The organism is Deinococcus sp., from assembly GCF_030523985.1.
Lineage (GTDB): Bacteria > Deinococcota > Deinococci > Deinococcales > Deinococcaceae > Deinococcus.
Genome location: NZ_JAUNHK010000011.1, coordinates 23,879 through 41,970, shown reverse-complemented (window position 1 = coordinate 41,970; position 18,092 = coordinate 23,879). Strand labels below are relative to the sequence as shown.

Genomic DNA, 18,092 nt, shown 5'->3' with positions numbered 1-18,092 from the left:
CACAGCCTCTATTTTACTGAAGTCCCTTCAGCTCCCCGAAACCCGGTATGAGCCATGAAGAAAAGTATTGCTCTGATGGCCCTCACCGGCATCCTGACGCTGTCGGCCTGTGGACAGAACGGCACCACTCCTGTGACCTGCGCGGCTCCCCAAGTCGAGCAGGGTGGCGAATGCGTGACGCCCGTCACCACTGGTTCCGTGAACTTCGTCAAGGGCACCAGCGTTGTTGCCACTGTTAAGGACAGCAATAACAATGTCGTTGACCCGGCGCTGTACGGCACGCTTGCTCCTGGCAAGTACACCGTCGTCTTCTCGCAGACCGGCTACGCCAGCAGCGAGGCCATCGAGTTCACCATCACTGCTGGCAACGTGACCACCGTGACGGCACCCGCCCTGGTCAAGAACGCGACTCCCACGACCCCGACCACCCGTGGTTATTACTACGTGCGTGACGGCAACCTCGTCGCGATTCCCAGCGCTGACCTGACCAACCCCAACAAGTTTGTCTTCACGGCCTGGCTCGAAGACGAGGCCAGCGGCTTGACCGTGACCAACAACACCACTGTCGCGGGCACCTCCACGGCCGCCGAGCGTACCGAAGTCGCTCCCAGCCGCGTTCAGAACCTCGCCAGCGCCTACGTGGCATACCGCGCTGCCGACGGCAAGACCTACCCTGTTGCGGGCGCGACCGTGCGCTGGAACATCACTGGTGCTGCCGGTGCCTTCAACCCTGCCACCGGTCTCCCCACCACGGCTGGCAGTGGTCAGCCTACCAACGTCATCTTCGGTGCGGCCGACGACGGCGGTAACGACACCAACTTCATGGGCGGCATTACCCCCGCTGCCATCAGCGTCAGCGGCAAGCAGGCCGATACCGTGACCAACAGCGCCAACGCTGCAGGTCGCAACACTCCCTTCCCTTCGACCAGCACTGAGTACCCCCTTTACTACAACTCGGTCAACGGACTGAACAACATCAGCCCCAACATGGACGGCTACACCTGGACCACGCTGTTCTCGACGGCGGACCGCGCCAGCGCTGAAGTGGTGGCCATCGCCTTCGTGGGCGACATGGAAATCGGCAAGCAAGTGCTCAACAAGTACTTCGCTCCCCGCCCCAACGTCACCATCAAGAAGAGCGTGCTGACCGACAGCACGGCCCCCGCTACCGACGGTCAGACTGCCGTGGGCGGCACCGTCACGATGCGCATCGCCGTGACCAACACCGGCGCGGGCACGGCCACCAACGTCAACGTGACCGACCGTCTCGTGAGCGGCGCTGCTGCTCCTTACAGCGTGACTGCTCCCACCGTGACTCCTGCGGGCGCGGCGACCACCACCCTCCAGGGCAATGACGGCTTCGACACTGTCATCCCCACGCTGGCCCCCGGTCAAACCGTCTACTTGGACTTCCCCGTCTCTTCCACCGAGACCGGCGTCTACTGCGACCAGGCCACCCTCGTCAACTACAGCAGCGTAGACTTCGGCATTGTCAACGCGGGCCTGACCTCCAACGCCTGCGCCGTGTTCGTGGCGCCCAACGTCAACGTCTTCAAGAACTTTGTCGACGCCAACGGTGTGGACCTCGGCACCACCCGTACCGTGCCCGCCAACACCCCCGCACGTCTGCGCATCCGTCTGGTCAACAACGGTGGCGCTGCTGCCAACGTGACCGACCTGATTGATAACCTGGTGCGCGTCAACGGCACTGCGGTGACCACCGCCGACGCCAACTACAGCATCACCCTGCCCACCAGCCCCGCTTCGACCGCCAACGCCCGCGACGGCTTCAGCGTCAACAGCGACTTCACCCTGCAGCCCGGTGAGCAGCGCGACATCTTCTTCACCGCTCAGGCCTCTGCTGATGGCCGCTACTGCGACCAGGTCAGCGTGACCAGCAACGGTGGCAACCCTGTCTCCAACGAGGCCTGCCTGATCGTTGCGACCCCCCGCCTCGCCATCACCAAGACGAACAACGTCAGCACCGTGAAGCCCGGCGGCAACTACACCAGCACCATCGTTGTCCGCAACACTGGCAACGGTACCGCTGAAGGCGTCAAGATTACCGACATCATCGGCACCAACGGTACGGCTTACGTCAACTACGTCAGCAGCAGCTACGTGCCCAGCAACGGCACGGCGACCAGCGGCTTCTACAACGCCACCAACCGCACCGTCTACGCGGGCGCCGACGCCAACGCCACCCTCAACATTCCTGTGGGCGGCAGCGTGACCCTGACCGTGGTCAGCAGCGTGCCTGCCTCGGCCCTCCCCGGCAGCTACTGCGACTTCGCCAGCTTCACCAGCACCAACGCCGGCACCGGCAACGCCTCGGCTTGCGTGCGTGTGAACAGCTTCGTCTCGGTGGCGACCCAGATCACGGACAACCCCAAGGCGGAAATCCTCAACAACGGCACCGACAGCACCATCCTGTACTCGGTGCTCGCTGTGGAAACCTCCTCCAACCAGGGCGTGAACAACAACGTCCTGAAGTACAACTTCGGTGACTTCACGCCTCAGGCGCTCAACCCCGGTCAGTTCGATGTCACTGCTACCGAGCTGTACATTGATCCCACCCCGACCCGCGACGCCTTGACCAACGTCATCACCAGCGACTACACAAGCACTTCTTCCCGTCGTCTGGTTCTGGGTACGGACTACACCCTGGCTCCTGGTGCGACCAGCACCACTGGCACCCAGACGGTTACCCTGTCGCCCAACCTGGTGGTTCCTGTGGGTGGGGTCATCTACGCCCGCCACACTGTCGTGGCTCCCGGCATCGCCCCCAACGAGTACAACAGCGGTGTGGTGTGGACCTACACCGGTGCTCAGGACGGCACTGCTGGCGGCACCTCGACCGTCGAAAGCACCACCGTCGTCGCCCCTTAAGTCCTTCTCCCCTTCTAAAAAGGCCCCTTCTTGGGGTCTTTTTTATGCTTTCTGGAAAGAGGGTAGACTGTACCCATTCCACTTTTATTCGACACTTTCCGGAGCTCTCTTGCTCTGAAAGTGCCCAGGAGGCTTTCCAACTATGCAAAGCAACATGATGTCCGTGCCGCTCACCATTCCCTTCATTCTGGAACGCGCCCGCACCAACTTTCGGGAGCGTGAGGTGGTCAGCCTGCTCCCAGCGGGCAAAAACGAGCAGGGGCAACCGCTGGCGCAAACCCACCGCACCACTTACGGCGAGGTGGCAGACCGGGCGCTGCGCCTGGGAGCAGCCCTGCAGAGTCTGGGCTTGCAGCCGGGTGACCGGGTGGCTACCCTGGCGGTCAATTCCTTCCGGCACCTCGAAGCCTATCTGGGCGTGCCAAGTGCGGGGTTCGTGCTGCACACCGTCAATATCCGCCTGCACCCCGAGCAGGTCGCCTGGATTCTGAACCACGCCGAAGACCGCGTGCTGCTCATCGAGAACGTGTTTGCTGCCATGATTCCAGCCATCAAGGCCGCTTGCCCCAAGCTGGAGCATGTGTTCGTTCTGGGCGCACTCCCTCAGCCCTTCCCAGGAGTGGGCAACTACGACGAGTGGGTCATGGGCCATGAGCCGCTGGCGCAGTACCCGGACCTCGACGAAAATGACGCCGCCGCCATGTGTTACACCAGCGGCACCACCGGAAACCCCAAGGGCGTGCTGTACAGCCACCGCTCCACCGTGCTGCACTCGCTCGCCAGCGCCCCCAAAGACGCCCTGAATGTCGGTGAAAGTGACTGTGTTCTGCCCATCGTGCCCATGTTCCATGTGAACGCCTGGGGTCTGCCCTACACCTGCGCCATCTACGGGGCCAAACAGGTGTTCAGCGGCGTGTTCAGCGACGGCAAATCGCTGGCCCAGCTGATGCACGACGAAAAAGTGACCATCACGGCGGGCGTGCCGACCATCTGGATGGGGCTGCTGGCAGAGCTTGACCGCGCCCAGCAGGATGGGCAGCCCTACGACCTCAGCCGCATCGAGCGGATGATTGTCGGTGGAAGCGCCGCGCCGGAAGCCATAATTCGCGCCTTCGAGGAACGGCATAACCTGCGACTGGTGCAGGCGTGGGGCATGACCGAGACCCACCCGCTGGGAACGGCGAGCGGCGTGCCGCCCCGCGTTGACCCGTGCAGTGACGAGGGCTACAAGCTGCGGGCCAAGCAGGGCCGGACGGTGCCGCTGGTCGAACTGGAAATCGTGGACGAGCAAAATCAGGTCCTGCCCCACGACGGCAAGGCGATGGGCCGCCTGCTCACCCGTGGCCCCTGGGTCACCCAGAGCTATTTCAAGGGCGAAGGCCAGAGCAGCTTCCTCACCCTGAACGGCAAGCTGTGGTTCGACACGGGCGACATCGCCACGCTGGACGAGGACGGTTACATGCACATTCAGGACCGTTCCAAAGACCTGATCAAATCCGGGGGCGAGTGGATCGGTTCGGTTGACCTGGAAAACGCGATTATGGCGCACCCGGCGGTGGCGCAGTGCGCGGTGATTGCCATGGACGACCCCAAGTGGGACGAGCGCCCGCTGGCGGTGGTGGTGCTGCGCCCCGGCGAAGTGACGACTCATGAGCAGCTTATCGAGTTCATTGCGCCCAAATTCGCCAAGTGGTGGCTGCCCGACGCCACCGTGTTCACCGACGCCCTGCCCATCGGCGCGACGGGCAAATTCCTCAAGCGTGAACTGCGCGAGGAATACCGCGATTACCAGCAGCGCGGCTTCCCGCACCGCTCCTGATATTGCCACCGTCTCATCCGGCCATGCCTGCGCCGTACAATCGCGGGCATGGCGGTTTCTGTTCGTGGACAGCAGGTGACTTTCTCGCCCCCACCCGGCGCAACCGGGCTGATCGGGGACATGACCGACTGGCGCAAGCGTGCGCCGCTGCCGGTGGTGAACGGTCAACCCATTACCCTGACCCTGCCGCGTGGTGCGTGGATCGAGTACGCCTGGGTAGACGCGCAGGGCGAGGCGTTTGCCGACCCCGACAACCCCCGGAAGTCGCTCAACCCCTGGTGGACCTATCCCCGCGCCGCCGTGGTGGGCGAGTACGCACAGCATCCCCTGTGGCAGCGGCCCGAGCCGACGCAAAAGGGCGTGACCCATCGCCTGACCTGGGAAGGACAGGTATTTCCCGGCAAGCGGCGGGCCATCGTGCATTTGCCGCACGGCTACGCGGGCGAGGCGCTGCCGACCTATTACATTCAGGATGGGGTGGCGTTCTACCGCCTGGGGCGTCTCAGTGAACTGCTCGACCGGGCCGTGGAAACCGGAGAAGCCGAACCCGCCGTGCTGGTCTTCGTCGAGCCGGGCGACAGAAACGAGGAGTATTACCTCAACGACCGCTACCTCGACTTTCTGACGCAGGAGGTCTTTCCACAGGTGGAAGGGCCGCTGGCACAGGCGAGCGTGCGCGGGCTGTGGGGCGCCAGCTTGGGCGGGCTGATTTCGCTGTACCTCGGTAGCCGTCACCCTGAGCTGTTCGGGCGGGTGGTCAGCCACTCGGGGGCGCTGATTGCCCGGCCCGGAGCCACCGACGCACGCGGCGTCATTGACACGACCACGGCAGGCGAGTGGCTGACCGAGCAGTGGGCCGCCGACCTGCCGCGCCACCTCAAGGTCAGCCTGGACACCGGGGTGGTGGAATGGCTCACTGGCCCCAACCGCCGCCTCGCCGGACTGCTGGCCGACCGCCTGATGCCGCACCAGTACCGCGAATACCCCAGCGGTCACAACTGGGTGACGTGGCGTGAGGCGCTGCCCGAAGCCCTGCTGTACATGCAGGGACGCTGACCCGACATGAGGACGGGGGCCGTGCTCCTCATGCGGGCGTCAGCGCGGCGCGGCATAGTCGCAGGACACATGCGATTCCTGGCCTTGCTGACTGCCGCCCTGCTCGGTAGCGTTGGAGCGACTCCCTTGACCCTGACTTCTCCTACGTCGAGCACCACCATCTACGAACGCGCTGCCGACTGGCAAAGCGCCGAACTCGGCGGCCTAGTGCCCAACGGCGACGGCCTGACCGTGCCCGCCGGAATCGGGAGCGGCAGCTTGACCTCGGCCCCACTGACCGTGCCTGCTTTTACCGAAGTGGTGCCGTCGTGGAATGCCTTCACGGGCGTGGACGGCAGCCTGACGCTGGAAGTGCGCGTGCAGACGAAGACGGGCTGGAGCCGCTGGTACTCCTTCGGTCTGTGGAGCGCTGCCGAGGGCCGGGGCAGCGTGGACGGTCAGAAGGACGCGAGCGGGCGGGTCGCTACCGACACGCTCAAGCTGACGGCCCCGGCGACGACCCTGCAATACCGCGTCACCCTGCGCGGAGCGGGCAGCACCCTGCGCCTGCTGGCCCTGAACACCAGCGACTGGCAAAAGCGCCTGAGCCGGGCGGGTGAGCCGAGTACCCGTCTGGCCTGGGGCCGCACGGTGGACGTGCCCCAGCGCTCGCAGATGCTCTACCCCGGCGGGGGCGAGGTGTGGTGCAGCCCCACCAGCGTCAGCATGATTCTGGCGAACTACGGCGTGGAGGTCAGTGTGCCGCAAGCCGCGCAGGGAACCCTGGACAGTGTGTACGAGGGCACGGGCAACTGGGCCTTCAATGCAGCCTACGCGGGGGAACTGGGGATGCGGGCCTTCGTCACCCGGCTGCCGAGCCTGAGCGACGCCGAGAAGTACACTGCCGCCGGATTTCCCCTCGCCGTCAGTCTGGGCTGGAAAAAGGGCGAACTGCCCGGAGCCGCTTTGCCCAGCAGCACGGGTCACCTGATGGTGCTGATTGGCTTCGACGCGCAGGGCAACCCGGTGCTCAACGACCCGGCGGCCCCCACCGACGCCGGGGTGCGCCGCACCTACCCCCGCGCCGCCTTCGAAAAGCTGTGGCTCTCGCACAGTGGCGGCCTGACCTATGTGATTGCGCCGCCCTCGGCTGTTCTGCCCTGACGCCTTCCCGTGGCCTTCCCACGACTGGGCACTCTAGACTCGGCCCATGCTTTTTCCCACCGCCTGCCCCCACTGCACGCGGGAATTTCAGGCCGAATTTGCCGACAGTCATGTCCACGACCTGACCTGCCCGCACTGCGGCGGCAAAAGCTGCGTCTTTGTTCGCAAGCAAAAATTCGAGATGCTGTTCGACCTCGGCACGCGGGCGCTGATGGACGGGTACGCCCGCGAAGCCGTCGCCAGCTTTTCGGCGGCGCTGGAACGCTTTTTCGAGTTCTATGTCAAGGCGGCGGCGCTGGAACGGGCAGCCGAGCGCGGCGGCGACTTTGCCGAGGCGCAAGCGGCGCTGGAGGCCACCTGGAAGCACGTGGCCAGCCAGTCCGAGCGGCAACTGGGCATGCTGGCGCTGGCCTACCTGCTGCGCCAGGGACAGGCCCCCGATTTCATGGACGCCCGCAGCCTGGGCACCGACTTTCGCAACCGGGTCATTCACCGGGGCTACCTGCCCACCCAGGCCGAGGTCGAAGCTTACGCCGCCCGCGTCTTCGCCCTGATTGACCGCCTGCTGACCGAACTGGGGGCCGCCGCCGCCCACGCCGAACTGCTTCAGGAATTGACCTTCGCGGCCCACCTGCAAAGGCTGGCCGACGACGTGATAGCCGTCTTCGAGGAGCATCCCGGCATGTTCCGCGCCCGCCGCTTCGGGGGACAGACGCCAGCCGCGCCCAAAGTCAGCCTGCCCAGCATCCCCGCCAACGTGACCGACCCGCAAAAGCTCAAGCGCCTGACCACCCTCAACGACGCCCAGAAGTTTCACCAAGCCCTACGCGAACGGGGCGAACTGCTGCGGGTCTTCAAGGGCGCAAGGCCAGCCCTGGGCGAACCGGAGAAGGGCCGTTAGGTTCCATCAGTCCTGCGCTGCCATTTCCCGCAGGTGGGCTTCCAGCTCGGGCCAGAGGGTGCGGACCTTGTGCTGCGCGTCGGTGCGGGCCTTCTTCTCGCGGGCCAGAAGTGCCTCGCGCTGGTCGGGCAACAGGTTTTGCTGTTCCAGCAAGCCGCGCACCACCTCGGCGTCCTGCATCCGGCCCAGGGCGTCCAGAATTTCGCTCAGGCTCTCGGGCGACTTGCCCACCAGTTCCAGCGTGTAGCGGTAGTGCTTGAGGGCCTTGCGCCACTCGTGCCAGATGTCGGCTTTGCGGGCGCGGAGCACGGCAGGCGTGTCTTCCAGCAAGTCCTGGGCTTCGTGGGCCAGGGCGCGGCGGGCACGGCGCCCGAATTTGCTGGGCCGTTCCAGGGTCGGCGGCTGCTCGGGCCACCGCACCTGCGCCAGCAACTGCTCACGCTGCGCCGCCCAGTCACGCCGGAAGGCCGTGATTTCGCTCTGGGGCCGCCCCTGCTCCTTCAGCGCTGCCGCCAGATGCTCGCCCGCCACGTCGTGGTCGCGCAGGGGGGCCACCGCTCGGCGGAGGTCCCGCCAGGCGTGGCGCACCTTTTTGGGCGCTCCGGTCACGGCCTGCTCCGCCGCCACTTTGCGCGTCAGCTTGCGGGCCTCATGCACCGCGCCGGGGTCGCCCTGGGTGAGTTGGGGCCAGAGTTCGCTCAGGCGCTCGTCCAGAGAGACGGCACTCGTTTTCTTTTTCGCTTTGGCTTTGGAAGCTTTGGTCATGGGTCGGTTATAGCCCGCCCATCCTTGCAGCAGCATCACGGCAACCTAAGAGGCGTTTATGTCGTGGCTGTCCCATGCGGATTCCTGCCAGTCGGATTTCATCCCCCATTCCGTGGGATTCAATCGGAATGGGTATCAGTACAGCTTGTCCAGCACCTCGTCCTTCATCACGAAGCTCTGCTCCTTGGTCGGAAACTCGCGGGCGCGGACTTCGGCGGCGTAGGTTTGCAGGGCTTCGCGGGCCTGCCGTCCGAGTTCGGCGTAGCGTTTGGCGATTTTTTTCTCGTCGCCTTCGTAGAGGCCCAGCAGGTCGTGGTAGACCAGCACCTGTCCGTCGCAGTGAACCCCGGCCCCGATGCCGATGGTCGCCACGTCCAGCCGCTCGGTAATCAGGCGGGCCAGCCGCGCCGGAATCGCCTCCAGCACCACGGCGAAGGCTCCGGCTTCCTGCAAGGCCAGCGCCCCTTCCAGGGTGCGGCGGGCGCTTTCGTCGTCTTTGCCCTGTACCCGCAGCCCGCCCTGCGCGGTGGCGGTCTGGGGCATCAGGCCCACATGTCCCATCACCGGAATGCCGTTGCGGGTCAGCACGCGCACCACGTCCAGCACTTCGGGCGTGGCTCCCTCCATCTTGAGGGCGTCGGCTCCGGTTTCCTGAATCACGCGCACGGCGTGACGCATGGCGTCGGTGACTCCGGTGTGGTAGGTGCCGAAAGGTAAATCCACGACCAGAAAGGTATCGGGCGCTCCCCGGCGCACGGCGCGGGCGTGGTGGATGATGTCACTCAGCGTGACGGGCGCAGTGGAGTCGTAGCCCAGCACCACGTTGCCGAGGCTGTCGCCCACCAGAATCAGGTCTACGCCCGCCCCCTGCGCCTGCCGCGCCCCCGGAAAATCGTAGGCCGTGACCATCACCAGCGGCTGCTGCGGGTGCGAAAGTTCGGGCAGGCTGCGTTTCAGCGGGCCAGCGGCGGGGCCGGAAGTGGGGCCAGAAGTGGGTAGAGACGACATGGGGCGAGGGTAGCACCCCCCCGCCCCGGCCTTTCCCTTCTATGGAATGAGGCTCAACCCTTGATGACCTCGCCGTAGCGTCCCAGAATCAGGTAGATGACCCAGCCCGTCACCGCCACGTAGAGCCAGACGGGCACCGTCCAGCGCACCCACATGCGGTGCTTGTCGAAAAAGGGCCGGGCGGCGGGCGCGTCTATGTTGCCCAGGTTCCCGGCAGCCTGGAGGCCCTTCCAGGCGTTCCAGAGGGCCAGCAGCGCCAGCGGCAGGTTGGCGGCGGCCAGCACGATATGGCTGACCAGCAGCACGAAATAAGCCAGCCGCCACTCTTCCGGCCCGGCGTATTTCTTTTCGTAGCCCAGGCCCAGCCGGGTCAGGTAGAGCACCAGAAAAATGGTGGCAAGGCCGCTGGCAAGGAGCATGGCCCGCATGTGCGCCTCGCGCTTGCCCTGGCGAATCATCGCCACGCCGACGATGAGGGCCAAGCCACTCAGAACGATGGTGATAACAGCCCACTGGTTGACGACTTCGGCGACCACGCCCGCCACTATAGAGGGGCAGGCGGCCCCGCACCGGGGACAATCTTCACGCCAGAGCGGGCAGAGGGGGGGTAAAATGACGGGCAGTATCACGCTGCCCCCCCCCGACTACTTTCCGGCGCGGCGTGAAGGACGGTGAAGAACTTGAGCGGAACGCTGAGTGCGGGACCTCGCGCCCACACGGGCAAGGGCGGCTGGCTGCCGACGTTGGCCTGGGCAGTCCTGATTTATAACCTTCTGGTCATCCTGTGGGGCGCCGTCGTGCGCATCACCGGGGCCGGAGCCGGGTGCGGCGACCACTGGCCCCTGTGTGACGGTCAGGTCGTTCCCCTGAGTTTCACCACCGAGCGCATCATCGAGTTCAGCCACCGCCTGACCAGCGGCGCGAGCGGACTGCTGGGTATCGCTCTGGTGGTCCTCGCTTTTCGTCAGACCCCCAAAGGCCACCCGGTACGCTTCGGGGCCGTGCTGAGCCTGGGACTGGTCATTCTGGAAGGACTCGTAGGCGGCATTCAGGTGCTGCTGGGCCTCACCGCCGACTCCACCGACCCGGCACGCGGCTTCGTGCAGGGGATTCACCTCGCCAACACTTTCGCGCTGCTGGCGGCCCTGCTGCTCACGGCGCTGTGGGCCAGGGGCGAACCGGGGTTGCGGCTGCGCGGTCAGGGCCGGGTCTGGACACTGAGCCTGATCGGGCTGGTGCTGACCCTTCTGCTGGGCATGGCGGGCGCGGTGACGGCGTTGGGCGACCTGCTGTTCGCTCCGGCTCCCGGCACCCCGCTGGATACCGTGCGGCGCGACTTTTCCGCCACCGCTGGTCTGATTGAAAACCTGCGGGTCATTCACCCCATTCTCGCCATCGTGGGCAGCGTATACCTGGGCTGGCTGGGGGTGTGGCTGCAAAACCTGCGCCCCAGTGCCGAAGTAACGCGCTGGAGCCGGGTGCTGTGGGGGCTGATCGGCGTGCAGGTGGTGCTGGGCTTCATCAACGTGGCGCTCAAGGCTCCGGCCTGGATGCAGTTGACGCACCTGCTGCTCGCCTGCTTGCTGTGGCTGGCATTGGTTATGCTGGTTTACCGCGCCCTGACCGCCCTGAGCGTGCAACGTTCCGCTCGGGCGACCCCCCAGGAAGTGCCCGCATGACCTCTACCCCTATGACCGACTCCCTGCCCCCTGTTCCCGTTCGTGCCACCTGGCGCGACTACCTCGCCCTGACCAAGCCCAAGGTCATCAGTCTGCTGCTGTGGACGACCATCACGGCCATGTTCATGGCGGCGCGGGGCTGGCCCGGCGACACCTTCCTGGGCGGGCTGTGGCTGCTGACGGTGGTCAGTCTGGCGGGCTACATGTCGGCGGGTTCGGCGGGCGTGTTCAACATGATTATCGACCGCGACATCGACCTGAAGATGACGCGCACCGCCAGCAGGCCTACCAGTTCGGGCCTCATCTCCAGCCGCAACGCTGCCATTTTCGGGGCAGCGCTGCAAATCCTGTCGTTCGTCATGCTGTGGGTCTGGGGCACGCCGCTCGCCGCCTGGATGAGCCTCGCCGGATTCGTCTTCTACGTCGTCATCTACACCATGTGGCTCAAGCGCACGACTTGGCACAACATCGTCATCGGCGGCGCGGCGGGCTGTTTTCCACCGTTGGTGGGCTGGGCGGCGGTCACGGGTGACCTGAACCTGTTCGCCGGGTATCTCTTCGCCATCATCTTCTTCTGGACGCCCGTACATTTCTGGGCGCTGGCGCTGATGATCAAGGAGGAATACCGTGAAGTGGGCATTCCCATGCTGCCCGTCGTTCACGGCGACAAGATGACGGTGGCCCAGATTGGCCTGTATGCCATCTATACGGTCATCCTGTCGCTGATGCCCGTGTACACCGGGGACGTGGGCTGGATCTACTTCGTGTCGGGGGCGCTGCTGGGCGCGTGGCTGATGTGGCTGTCGTACAAGCTTTACCGCCACGTCATCGCCGGAAACGCGGTCGAGCGCAAGGTCGCCGTGCCGCTGTACCTCTACTCCATGCTGTATTTGGCGCTGCTGTTCGTGGCCGGGGCCATAGACCGGGCCGTACTGGCGTAACCGTCGAAAACTTGGGGGCGAAAACTCGTGGGGCTGAGGGGAACAAATCCTTCAGACCCCTTCGACTTTTCGGCCCCTAGACTCGCTGTTCAGGGGACACTTGCCTACCCCTCAAACTGTTCTCATGGGCGGCGTGCCTGACCGTTCGGTAGAGCAGAGGGCAACGGGCGCGGCAATTCTGGGAAAGTGACCCCCGGAGAGGGCCGCGCAATCGGCGCATTTGCCTTCAGAACGCTTTAGACTGAGGTGAACGAAAGGAGTGACATTGAACACCAAACATGACCGTAAACCGGGCGGTGGGCCGCAGCAGACCAAACTCTGGTCTCGCGCAGCGCTTATCGCCCTCGGCGCGGCTTTCCTGAGCAGTTGTGGGCAAGGGCAGTTTATTTACCTGGGCGACCAGGCCGCTGCCTACAACCGCGAAATCGGAGGGCTTGCACTCTGGGCCATCGGCCTGTCCATCATCATCTTCGTGGGCGTGTCGGCGCTGCTGTTCTACACGGTGCAGAAGTTCCGCGAAGACCGCAACACGGCGGCCCCCCAGCAGTTCCACGGCAACAACAAGCTTGAAGTGTGGCTGATTGCCGTGCCTGTCGTGCTGGTGCTGGGCCTGAGCGTGCTGTCGGTGCGTTCGCTGGCCCGCCTGAATCCGGTGTCCAAGCAGTCTATGGGCATCGAGGCGCTCGGCGCACAGTTCTGGTGGAACTTCTCCTACCCCGCTGCAACGGTGCAGGGGGGCAGCGTCGTCGCCAACGGCAACGAAATGGTGATGCCCGCTGGCGAGAAGGTCGCCATCACCACCACCAGCCGGGACGTGATCCACGGCTTCTGGGCCCCCAACCTGGGCGGTCAGCGGGCCTCGATTCCCTCGGTCAAGAAGGTCTGGGAAATCGACACCCAGCGCCCCGGCGTGTATCAGGGCAACTGCTCGCAGCTGTGCGGTGCCTCGCACGCCAACATGCGGTTCAAGGTGGTGGCGCTCGAACCCGACCGCTTTAAGACCTTCATGGACGCGGCGCAGGCTTACGTCGCCCCCACTCCTGCTCCCGGCAGCGCCGAGGAACGCGGCATGAACATCTTCATGCAGGGCAAGGCCGATACCGGCGCGATTGCCTGCGCTTCTTGCCACCGCGTCCAGGGCACCCCGGCGGGCGGTCAGAGCGGCCCCGACCTGAGCTTCTTCGGCAGCCGCCGCACGCTCGGCGCGGGCATGTGGGAAGCCATGACCCCCCAGCAGTGGGAAGAAACCACCGCCGCCAAGAACAGCCCGCGCGGGTTCAGCCCCAAGCAGGCGCTGCACGAGTGGATCAAGAACAGCCCCGAGGTCAAGCCCGGCAGCATCATGCCCAGCTATGACGGCAGCAACTACAAGGTGAACGGCAAGGTCATGAAGGGCGGCACGCTCACCGATCAGGAAATTGACGACGTCGCCGCCTACCTGCGGAGCCTGCAACTGCCTGAAGGTGCGGATTACTGGCAGGGCAGCACCGTCGTCGGCACCAACACCACCGTAGGGGGTACGCAGTGACCGTACATGCGCCGCTTCCTCAGCACACCCAGACTGCCACCAAGCCGGGCATCTGGGAGGTCATCAAGGACTACATGATGACCACCGACCACAAGAAAATCGGTCTGCTGTACATCATCGTTTCCATCATCGGCTTCGGCCTGGGCGGGCTGCTGGCGCTGGCGATTCGCCTGCAACTGGCCCTGCCCGAACAGACGCTGCTGGTCGGCACCACCTACAACCAGGTGCTCACCATGCACGCGGCCATCATGCTGTTCTTCTTCCTGATTCCGCTGGGCCTCTTCGGGTTCGGGAACTACTTCCTGCCGCTGCAACTCGGCGTGCGCGACGTGGCCCTGCCGCGCCTGAACACCTTCGCCGTGTGGCTCTTTATCGCCAGCCTGTTGCTGGTCGTGCTGGGCCTCTTCAACGGCGGCGCCCCCAGCGTCGGCTGGACGTTCTACTACCCCCTGACCCTCGACGGCAACCAAACGGGCGTGAGCGTCTTCATGGTCGCCGTGATCCTCAACGGTCTGGGGTCGTTGCTCGGCTCGGCCAACTTCGCCGCCACCATCGTCAACCTGCGTGCGCCTGGCATGGGGCTGTGGAAGATGCCCGTTTTCGCCTGGAGCCTCTTTGCGACCTCCATCCTTCAGCTGCTGACGCTGGGCGGTCTGACCGCTGCGGCGCTGACCACCTACCTCGAACTCAAGCTGGGCCTGAGCATGTTCAACCCCGGTATCGGCGGCGTGCCGGTGCTGTACCAGCAGTTCTTCTGGTTCTACTCGCACCCCGCCGTGTACGTGATGCTGCTGCCTTACCTGGGTATCGGCGCCGAAGTCGCTTCGACCATGGCCCGCAAGCCGCTGTTCGGCTACCGCGTGATGGTGTACTCGATTCTGGCGATCGTGCTGGTGTCGTGCGTGGTGTGGCTGCACCACATGTTCGCCGTGGGTATTCCTGAAGCCTGGCAGATCGCCTTCATGATCTCCACCCTGATCGTGGCCGTGCCCACGGGCGTCAAGCTGTTCAACCTGATCGGCACGCTGTGGGGTGGCCGCATCCTGATGCGGATGCCGACCTACTGGCTGATCGGCTTCCTGTTCAACTTCCTGGTCGGCGGGATTACCGGCGTGACGCTGGGCATGATTCCCTTCGACTACCAGGTCACCATGTCCTACTACGTCGTGGCGCACTTCCACAACGTGATGATGTTCGGCACGGCGTTCCTGGCGATGGCAGGCCTGTACTACTGGTGGCCCAAGATGACCGGCCGCTTCATGGACGAAAAAGTGGGCCTGGCGCACTTCTGGCTGTTCATGGTCGGTTCGTGGCTGACCTTCCTGCCCCAGTACATCCTGGGTCTGCTGGGCATGCCCCGCCGCTACTACACCTACCCCGCAGGCAACTGGGCCTGGACCGAACTCAACTTTGCCAGCACCGTGGGCGCAGTCATCCTGCTGATCGGCGGCATCGTGATGATCTGGAACATGCTGGCGAGCTTCAAGCGTCCCATCACCGCTGGGCCTAACCCCTGGGGCGGCTTCACGCTGGAGTGGACGAGCAGCAGCCCGCCCGCCGCCTACAACTTCGCCCACGACTTCCCCCACAACTTCCCCACCGAGCGCCCCCTGTACGACTGGGAGCAGAGCGGTGACACCCTGACTCCGGTCGACCCCAAGAGCATTCACCTGCCCCAGGACAGCATCTGGCCCTTCATGACGGCCTTCTCGCTGCTGCTGATGGGCTACGGCCTGAGCTTCGGCTGGTTTACCAACTACTCGCCCGCCACTGGCCTCCAGCCCTTCGCAGACGCCACGCTGGGCTTCAAGATCGCCACGGTGGTGCTGTACCTCAGCTTCCCGGTGTTCCTCTACTCGCTGTTCAAGTGGGCCGGAACCCGTGAATACGCCGTGCCCGTCGCCCACCACCACCTCACGAAGTACGACAACGGCTTCATGGGTATGGCCTGGTTCATCATCTCCGAAGTGTCGCTGTTCGCCATCCTGATCGGTGGCTACGTGTACCTGCGCATCATCGGGGCCGCCGAGCCACCCGCACTGCGTCCCAGCATCTGGCTGGCCGCGCTGAACACCCTGATCCTGGTCACCAGCTCGGGCGTGATTCACAAGGCCGAGCAAGACTTGCACCACGGGCGCACCAGCTGGGGCCGTCTGGGGCTGTTCATCACCCTGCTGCTCGGCGCCATCTTCATGATTTTCCAGGTCTACGAGTTCACGCTGTTCGGCGTCGAAAGCGACTGGCGTCAGAATCTGTGGCAGTCCTGCTTCTTCATCATCGTCGGTCTGCACGGTCTGCACATCCTGATCGGCGGCACGGGTATCGCCCTGCCCTACTACCAGACCCTGACGGGCAAGATGGACAAGTACAACCACGGCTCTATCGTTCCCGCCAGCCTGTACTGGCACCTGGTGGACGTGGTCTGGCTGCTCATCGTGGCGATTTTCTACGCCTGGTAAAAAATGATGATGGTAGATGGTTGATAGATGATGGAAAAAGAGGGGAGAGGCTTGCGAGCCTCTCCCTCTCTGCTTTTGTGTCTCCTTCTTCTCCCTAGAGGTTGCCCTCTGCCTTGGCATCTCGGCCCATCAGCTGCTCCACCCCTTCCTGCGGTGACCATTCACCCGCGCAGACTTTGGCAACGGCCCGCACGATCGGCAGGTCGTGCCCGTGCGCGGTGGCCCAGGCGTCCAGCAACCCCGCCGTACGCAGGCCCTCCACCACTTTGCCGCCCTGCTGCGGGTTGTCGCCGCGTGCGATGGCTTCGCCTGCCGCCCGGTTGCGGCTGTGGGGGCTGGTGGCAGTGGCAATCAGGTCGCCTAGCCCGCTGAGGCCATAGACCGTTTCCTGATCGGCTCCCAGTGCCAGTAGATAGCGGTTCATTTCGCGCAGGCCACGGGTCAACAGGGCGGCCTTGGCATTGTCGCCCAGGCGCAGGCCGTCGCCCAAGCCCGCTGCCAGAGCCATCACGTTTTTCAGTACGCCCCCCAGTTCCACGCCCACCAAGTCGCGGCTGGTGTAAACGCGCAGGCTGGGCGACATCAGCGCCGCTTGCACTGCCTGGGCCAGAGCCAGGTCATCGCTGGCAACCACTGTGGCCGCCGGGAGGCCGCGCCCGATTTCCTCGGCGTGGTTGGGGCCACTCAGCACCGCCACCCGCTCGAAGCCGAGACTCTGGGCATACTCGCTCAGGCGGTTGCCATCGGGCGCGAGTCCCTTGGCACACAGCACCACACCCAGCTCGCGGGGCAACTCGGCGAGCAATTCGGGCATGCCCACACTCGGCACCACCAACAGCGCAAATTCAGCCTCGGCCAGGGCTGCCTGCAAGTCAGCCGTCACCACGATGGCCGGGTCGAGCAGCACTCCGGGCAGGTATTCGCGGTTCTCGCGCACTTCGGCCAGTCGGGCGGCAAAGTCGGGACGGCGGCCCCACAGCCGCACCTCCTTTTGCCCGCTGCGGGCCGCTGCGACGGCCAGAGCCGTGCCCCAGCCCCCCGCCCCTAGAACAGGCAGGCTCACGCGTCCCCCCGCCAGGCGAAGACCCAGATGCGCGGCGTCTGGCTGTCCGGCTCGGCGTAATCGGGATATTCGACGATGTCCCAGCGGTCGAAGCCAGCTTCCCGCAGCAGGGCCGCCACCTCGCCGGGGTCGTAGCCACGCTCACGGTGGGTTTCTACGAATTCCTGCACGTCGCCGTCCGCAGCCATTACCCGGCAAAACGCCTGCACGATGCCCAGCTCTTCCCCCGCGTCGTAGTGGTGCGACCAGTGGTAATGGACTTCCTCGCCCGTCGCGCTCTGGGCCACCCCTTCAATGGCGTCGCCTTCCCACAGTTCGCGCACGCCCAGCCGGGTGTTGAGGTCACAGGCCAGCAGACCACCGGGCCGCAGGTGGGCGTGCATCCGGGCGAAGGCCGCGCCCAGGTCGGCCAGCGTCAGCAGGTTATTGAGGCTGTCGAAGACGCAGGTCAGCAGGTCGAAGGTTTCCCCCAGCTCAAAGGTTCGCAGGTCGCCCTGCTCGAAGCGCACCCAGGGCAAACGTTCACGCGCCACGGCCAGCATCTCGGCACTGCCGTCCAGCCCCACCACCGCCAGCCCGGCCTGCTGGAGCTGCCGGGTCATGCCCCCGGTGCCACAGGCGAGGTCGAGGGCGCGGCGGGCGTCGAGTTGCTGATCCCGCGCATAGGTCAGGATGAAGTCGGCCCAGTGGTCGTACTCCACGTCCAGCATGATGGCGTCGTACACCGCCGCGAGCGCGGTAAAGGGGGGATGCTGCATGGCCCTCACTATAAACACGCCCCCCGAAAGTGAAGAGAGCGGCGCGGCCCCGTGAGAAAGATGGGAGTTGGTATTCTTGCCGC

At 65.0% G+C, this 18,092-nt stretch carries 14 protein-coding genes; 9 read left to right on the top strand and 5 right to left on the bottom strand.

Going from position 1 to position 18,092, the window contains the following annotated elements:
- Positions 1–54 precede the first annotated feature (54 nt).
- The 5 genes from Q4C89_RS03365 to Q4C89_RS03345 all read left to right on the top strand — a co-directional run bounded on the left by Q4C89_RS03365 (position 55) and on the right by Q4C89_RS03345 (position 7,808).
- Positions 55–2,889: a hypothetical protein gene (locus Q4C89_RS03365; RefSeq protein ID WP_303101192.1), complete on the top strand. Its 2,835-nt coding sequence runs from the start codon at positions 55–57 to the stop codon at positions 2,887–2,889.
- 142 nt (positions 2,890–3,031) lie between these two features.
- Positions 3,032–4,708 carry a long-chain fatty acid--CoA ligase gene (locus Q4C89_RS03360; RefSeq protein WP_303101191.1) on the top strand — a complete coding sequence of 559 codons (1,677 nt, stop codon included), beginning with the start codon at positions 3,032–3,034 and terminating at the stop codon, positions 4,706–4,708.
- A 48-nt stretch (positions 4,709–4,756) separates the two neighbouring features.
- Positions 4,757–5,764: an esterase family protein gene (locus tag Q4C89_RS03355; RefSeq protein WP_303101190.1), complete on the top strand. Its 1,008-nt coding sequence runs from the start codon at positions 4,757–4,759 to the stop codon at positions 5,762–5,764.
- Positions 5,765–5,833: 69 nt separating this feature from the next.
- The gene (locus tag Q4C89_RS03350) at positions 5,834–6,907 is read left to right on the top strand and encodes a peptidase C39 family protein (protein ID WP_303101189.1); all 1,074 of its coding nucleotides are present in this window, start codon (positions 5,834–5,836) and stop codon (positions 6,905–6,907) included.
- A gap of 46 nt (positions 6,908–6,953) precedes the next feature.
- On the top strand, positions 6,954–7,808 hold the full coding sequence (locus Q4C89_RS03345) for a hypothetical protein (protein ID WP_303101188.1): 855 nt from the start codon (positions 6,954–6,956) through the stop codon (positions 7,806–7,808).
- 6 nt (positions 7,809–7,814) lie between these two features.
- Here the strand turns inward: Q4C89_RS03345 and Q4C89_RS03340 are convergent, their stop codons facing one another.
- The 3 genes from Q4C89_RS03340 to Q4C89_RS03330 form a co-directional block, all read right to left on the bottom strand.
- On the bottom strand, positions 7,815–8,573 hold the full coding sequence (locus tag Q4C89_RS03340) for a CHAD domain-containing protein (protein ID WP_303101187.1): 759 nt from the start codon (positions 8,571–8,573) through the stop codon (positions 7,815–7,817).
- A gap of 135 nt (positions 8,574–8,708) precedes the next feature.
- The gene (gene panB, locus Q4C89_RS03335; protein ID WP_303101194.1) at positions 8,709–9,530 is read right to left on the bottom strand and encodes a 3-methyl-2-oxobutanoate hydroxymethyltransferase; all 822 of its coding nucleotides are present in this window, start codon (positions 9,528–9,530) and stop codon (positions 8,709–8,711) included.
- Positions 9,531–9,634: 104 nt separating this feature from the next.
- Positions 9,635–10,117, bottom strand: coding sequence for a DUF420 domain-containing protein (locus tag Q4C89_RS03330; RefSeq protein WP_303101186.1), 483 nt, complete (start codon positions 10,115–10,117; stop codon positions 9,635–9,637).
- Positions 10,118–10,261: 144 nt separating this feature from the next.
- Between Q4C89_RS03330 and Q4C89_RS03325 the strand changes: the two genes are divergently transcribed.
- From Q4C89_RS03325 to Q4C89_RS03310, 4 genes are all read left to right on the top strand, one after another.
- Positions 10,262–11,260 (top strand): COX15/CtaA family protein, encoded by a 999-nt coding sequence (locus tag Q4C89_RS03325; RefSeq protein ID WP_303101193.1) that lies wholly within the window; start codon positions 10,262–10,264, stop codon positions 11,258–11,260.
- Positions 11,257–12,201: a heme o synthase gene (locus Q4C89_RS03320; RefSeq protein WP_303101185.1), complete on the top strand. Its 945-nt coding sequence runs from the start codon at positions 11,257–11,259 to the stop codon at positions 12,199–12,201. Before Q4C89_RS03325 ends, Q4C89_RS03320 begins: the two co-directional genes overlap by 4 nt.
- A 265-nt stretch (positions 12,202–12,466) precedes the next feature.
- Positions 12,467–13,729, top strand: a complete 1,263-nt coding sequence (gene coxB / locus Q4C89_RS03315) for a cytochrome c oxidase subunit II (RefSeq protein ID WP_303101184.1) — start codon at positions 12,467–12,469, stop codon at positions 13,727–13,729.
- The gene (locus Q4C89_RS03310; protein ID WP_303101183.1) at positions 13,726–16,188 is read left to right on the top strand and encodes a cbb3-type cytochrome c oxidase subunit I; all 2,463 of its coding nucleotides are present in this window, start codon (positions 13,726–13,728) and stop codon (positions 16,186–16,188) included. The genes coxB and Q4C89_RS03310 overlap by 4 nt, the downstream gene beginning before the upstream one ends.
- Before the next feature lie 94 nt (positions 16,189–16,282).
- On the opposite strand, the gene Q4C89_RS03305 is transcribed toward Q4C89_RS03310, so the two are convergent.
- Both Q4C89_RS03305 and Q4C89_RS03300 read right to left on the bottom strand, forming a co-directional pair.
- Entirely contained in the window at positions 16,283–17,251 is a 969-nt protein-coding gene (locus Q4C89_RS03305; RefSeq protein WP_303101182.1) for an NAD(P)H-dependent glycerol-3-phosphate dehydrogenase, read from the bottom strand.
- The gene (locus Q4C89_RS03300; protein ID WP_303101181.1) at positions 17,248–18,009 is read right to left on the bottom strand and encodes a trans-aconitate 2-methyltransferase; all 762 of its coding nucleotides are present in this window, start codon (positions 18,007–18,009) and stop codon (positions 17,248–17,250) included. Before Q4C89_RS03300 ends, Q4C89_RS03305 begins: the two co-directional genes overlap by 4 nt.
- Positions 18,010–18,092: the final 83 nt, after the last annotated feature.

Coding starts and splice junctions, on each gene's coding strand:
- Q4C89_RS03365 (WP_303101192.1), top strand. CDS start 55: ATGAAGAAAAGTATTGCTCTGATGGCCCTCACCGGCATCCTGACGCTG.
- Q4C89_RS03360 (WP_303101191.1), top strand. CDS start 3,032: ATGCAAAGCAACATGATGTCCGTGCCGCTCACCATTCCCTTCATTCTG.
- Q4C89_RS03355 (WP_303101190.1), top strand. CDS start 4,757: ATGGCGGTTTCTGTTCGTGGACAGCAGGTGACTTTCTCGCCCCCACCC.
- Q4C89_RS03350 (WP_303101189.1), top strand. CDS start 5,834: ATGCGATTCCTGGCCTTGCTGACTGCCGCCCTGCTCGGTAGCGTTGGA.
- Q4C89_RS03345 (WP_303101188.1), top strand. CDS start 6,954: ATGCTTTTTCCCACCGCCTGCCCCCACTGCACGCGGGAATTTCAGGCC.
- Q4C89_RS03340 (WP_303101187.1), bottom strand. CDS start 8,573: ATGACCAAAGCTTCCAAAGCCAAAGCGAAAAAGAAAACGAGTGCCGTC.
- Q4C89_RS03320 (WP_303101185.1), top strand. CDS start 11,257: ATGACCTCTACCCCTATGACCGACTCCCTGCCCCCTGTTCCCGTTCGT.
- Q4C89_RS03300 (WP_303101181.1), bottom strand. CDS start 18,009: ATGCAGCATCCCCCCTTTACCGCGCTCGCGGCGGTGTACGACGCCATC.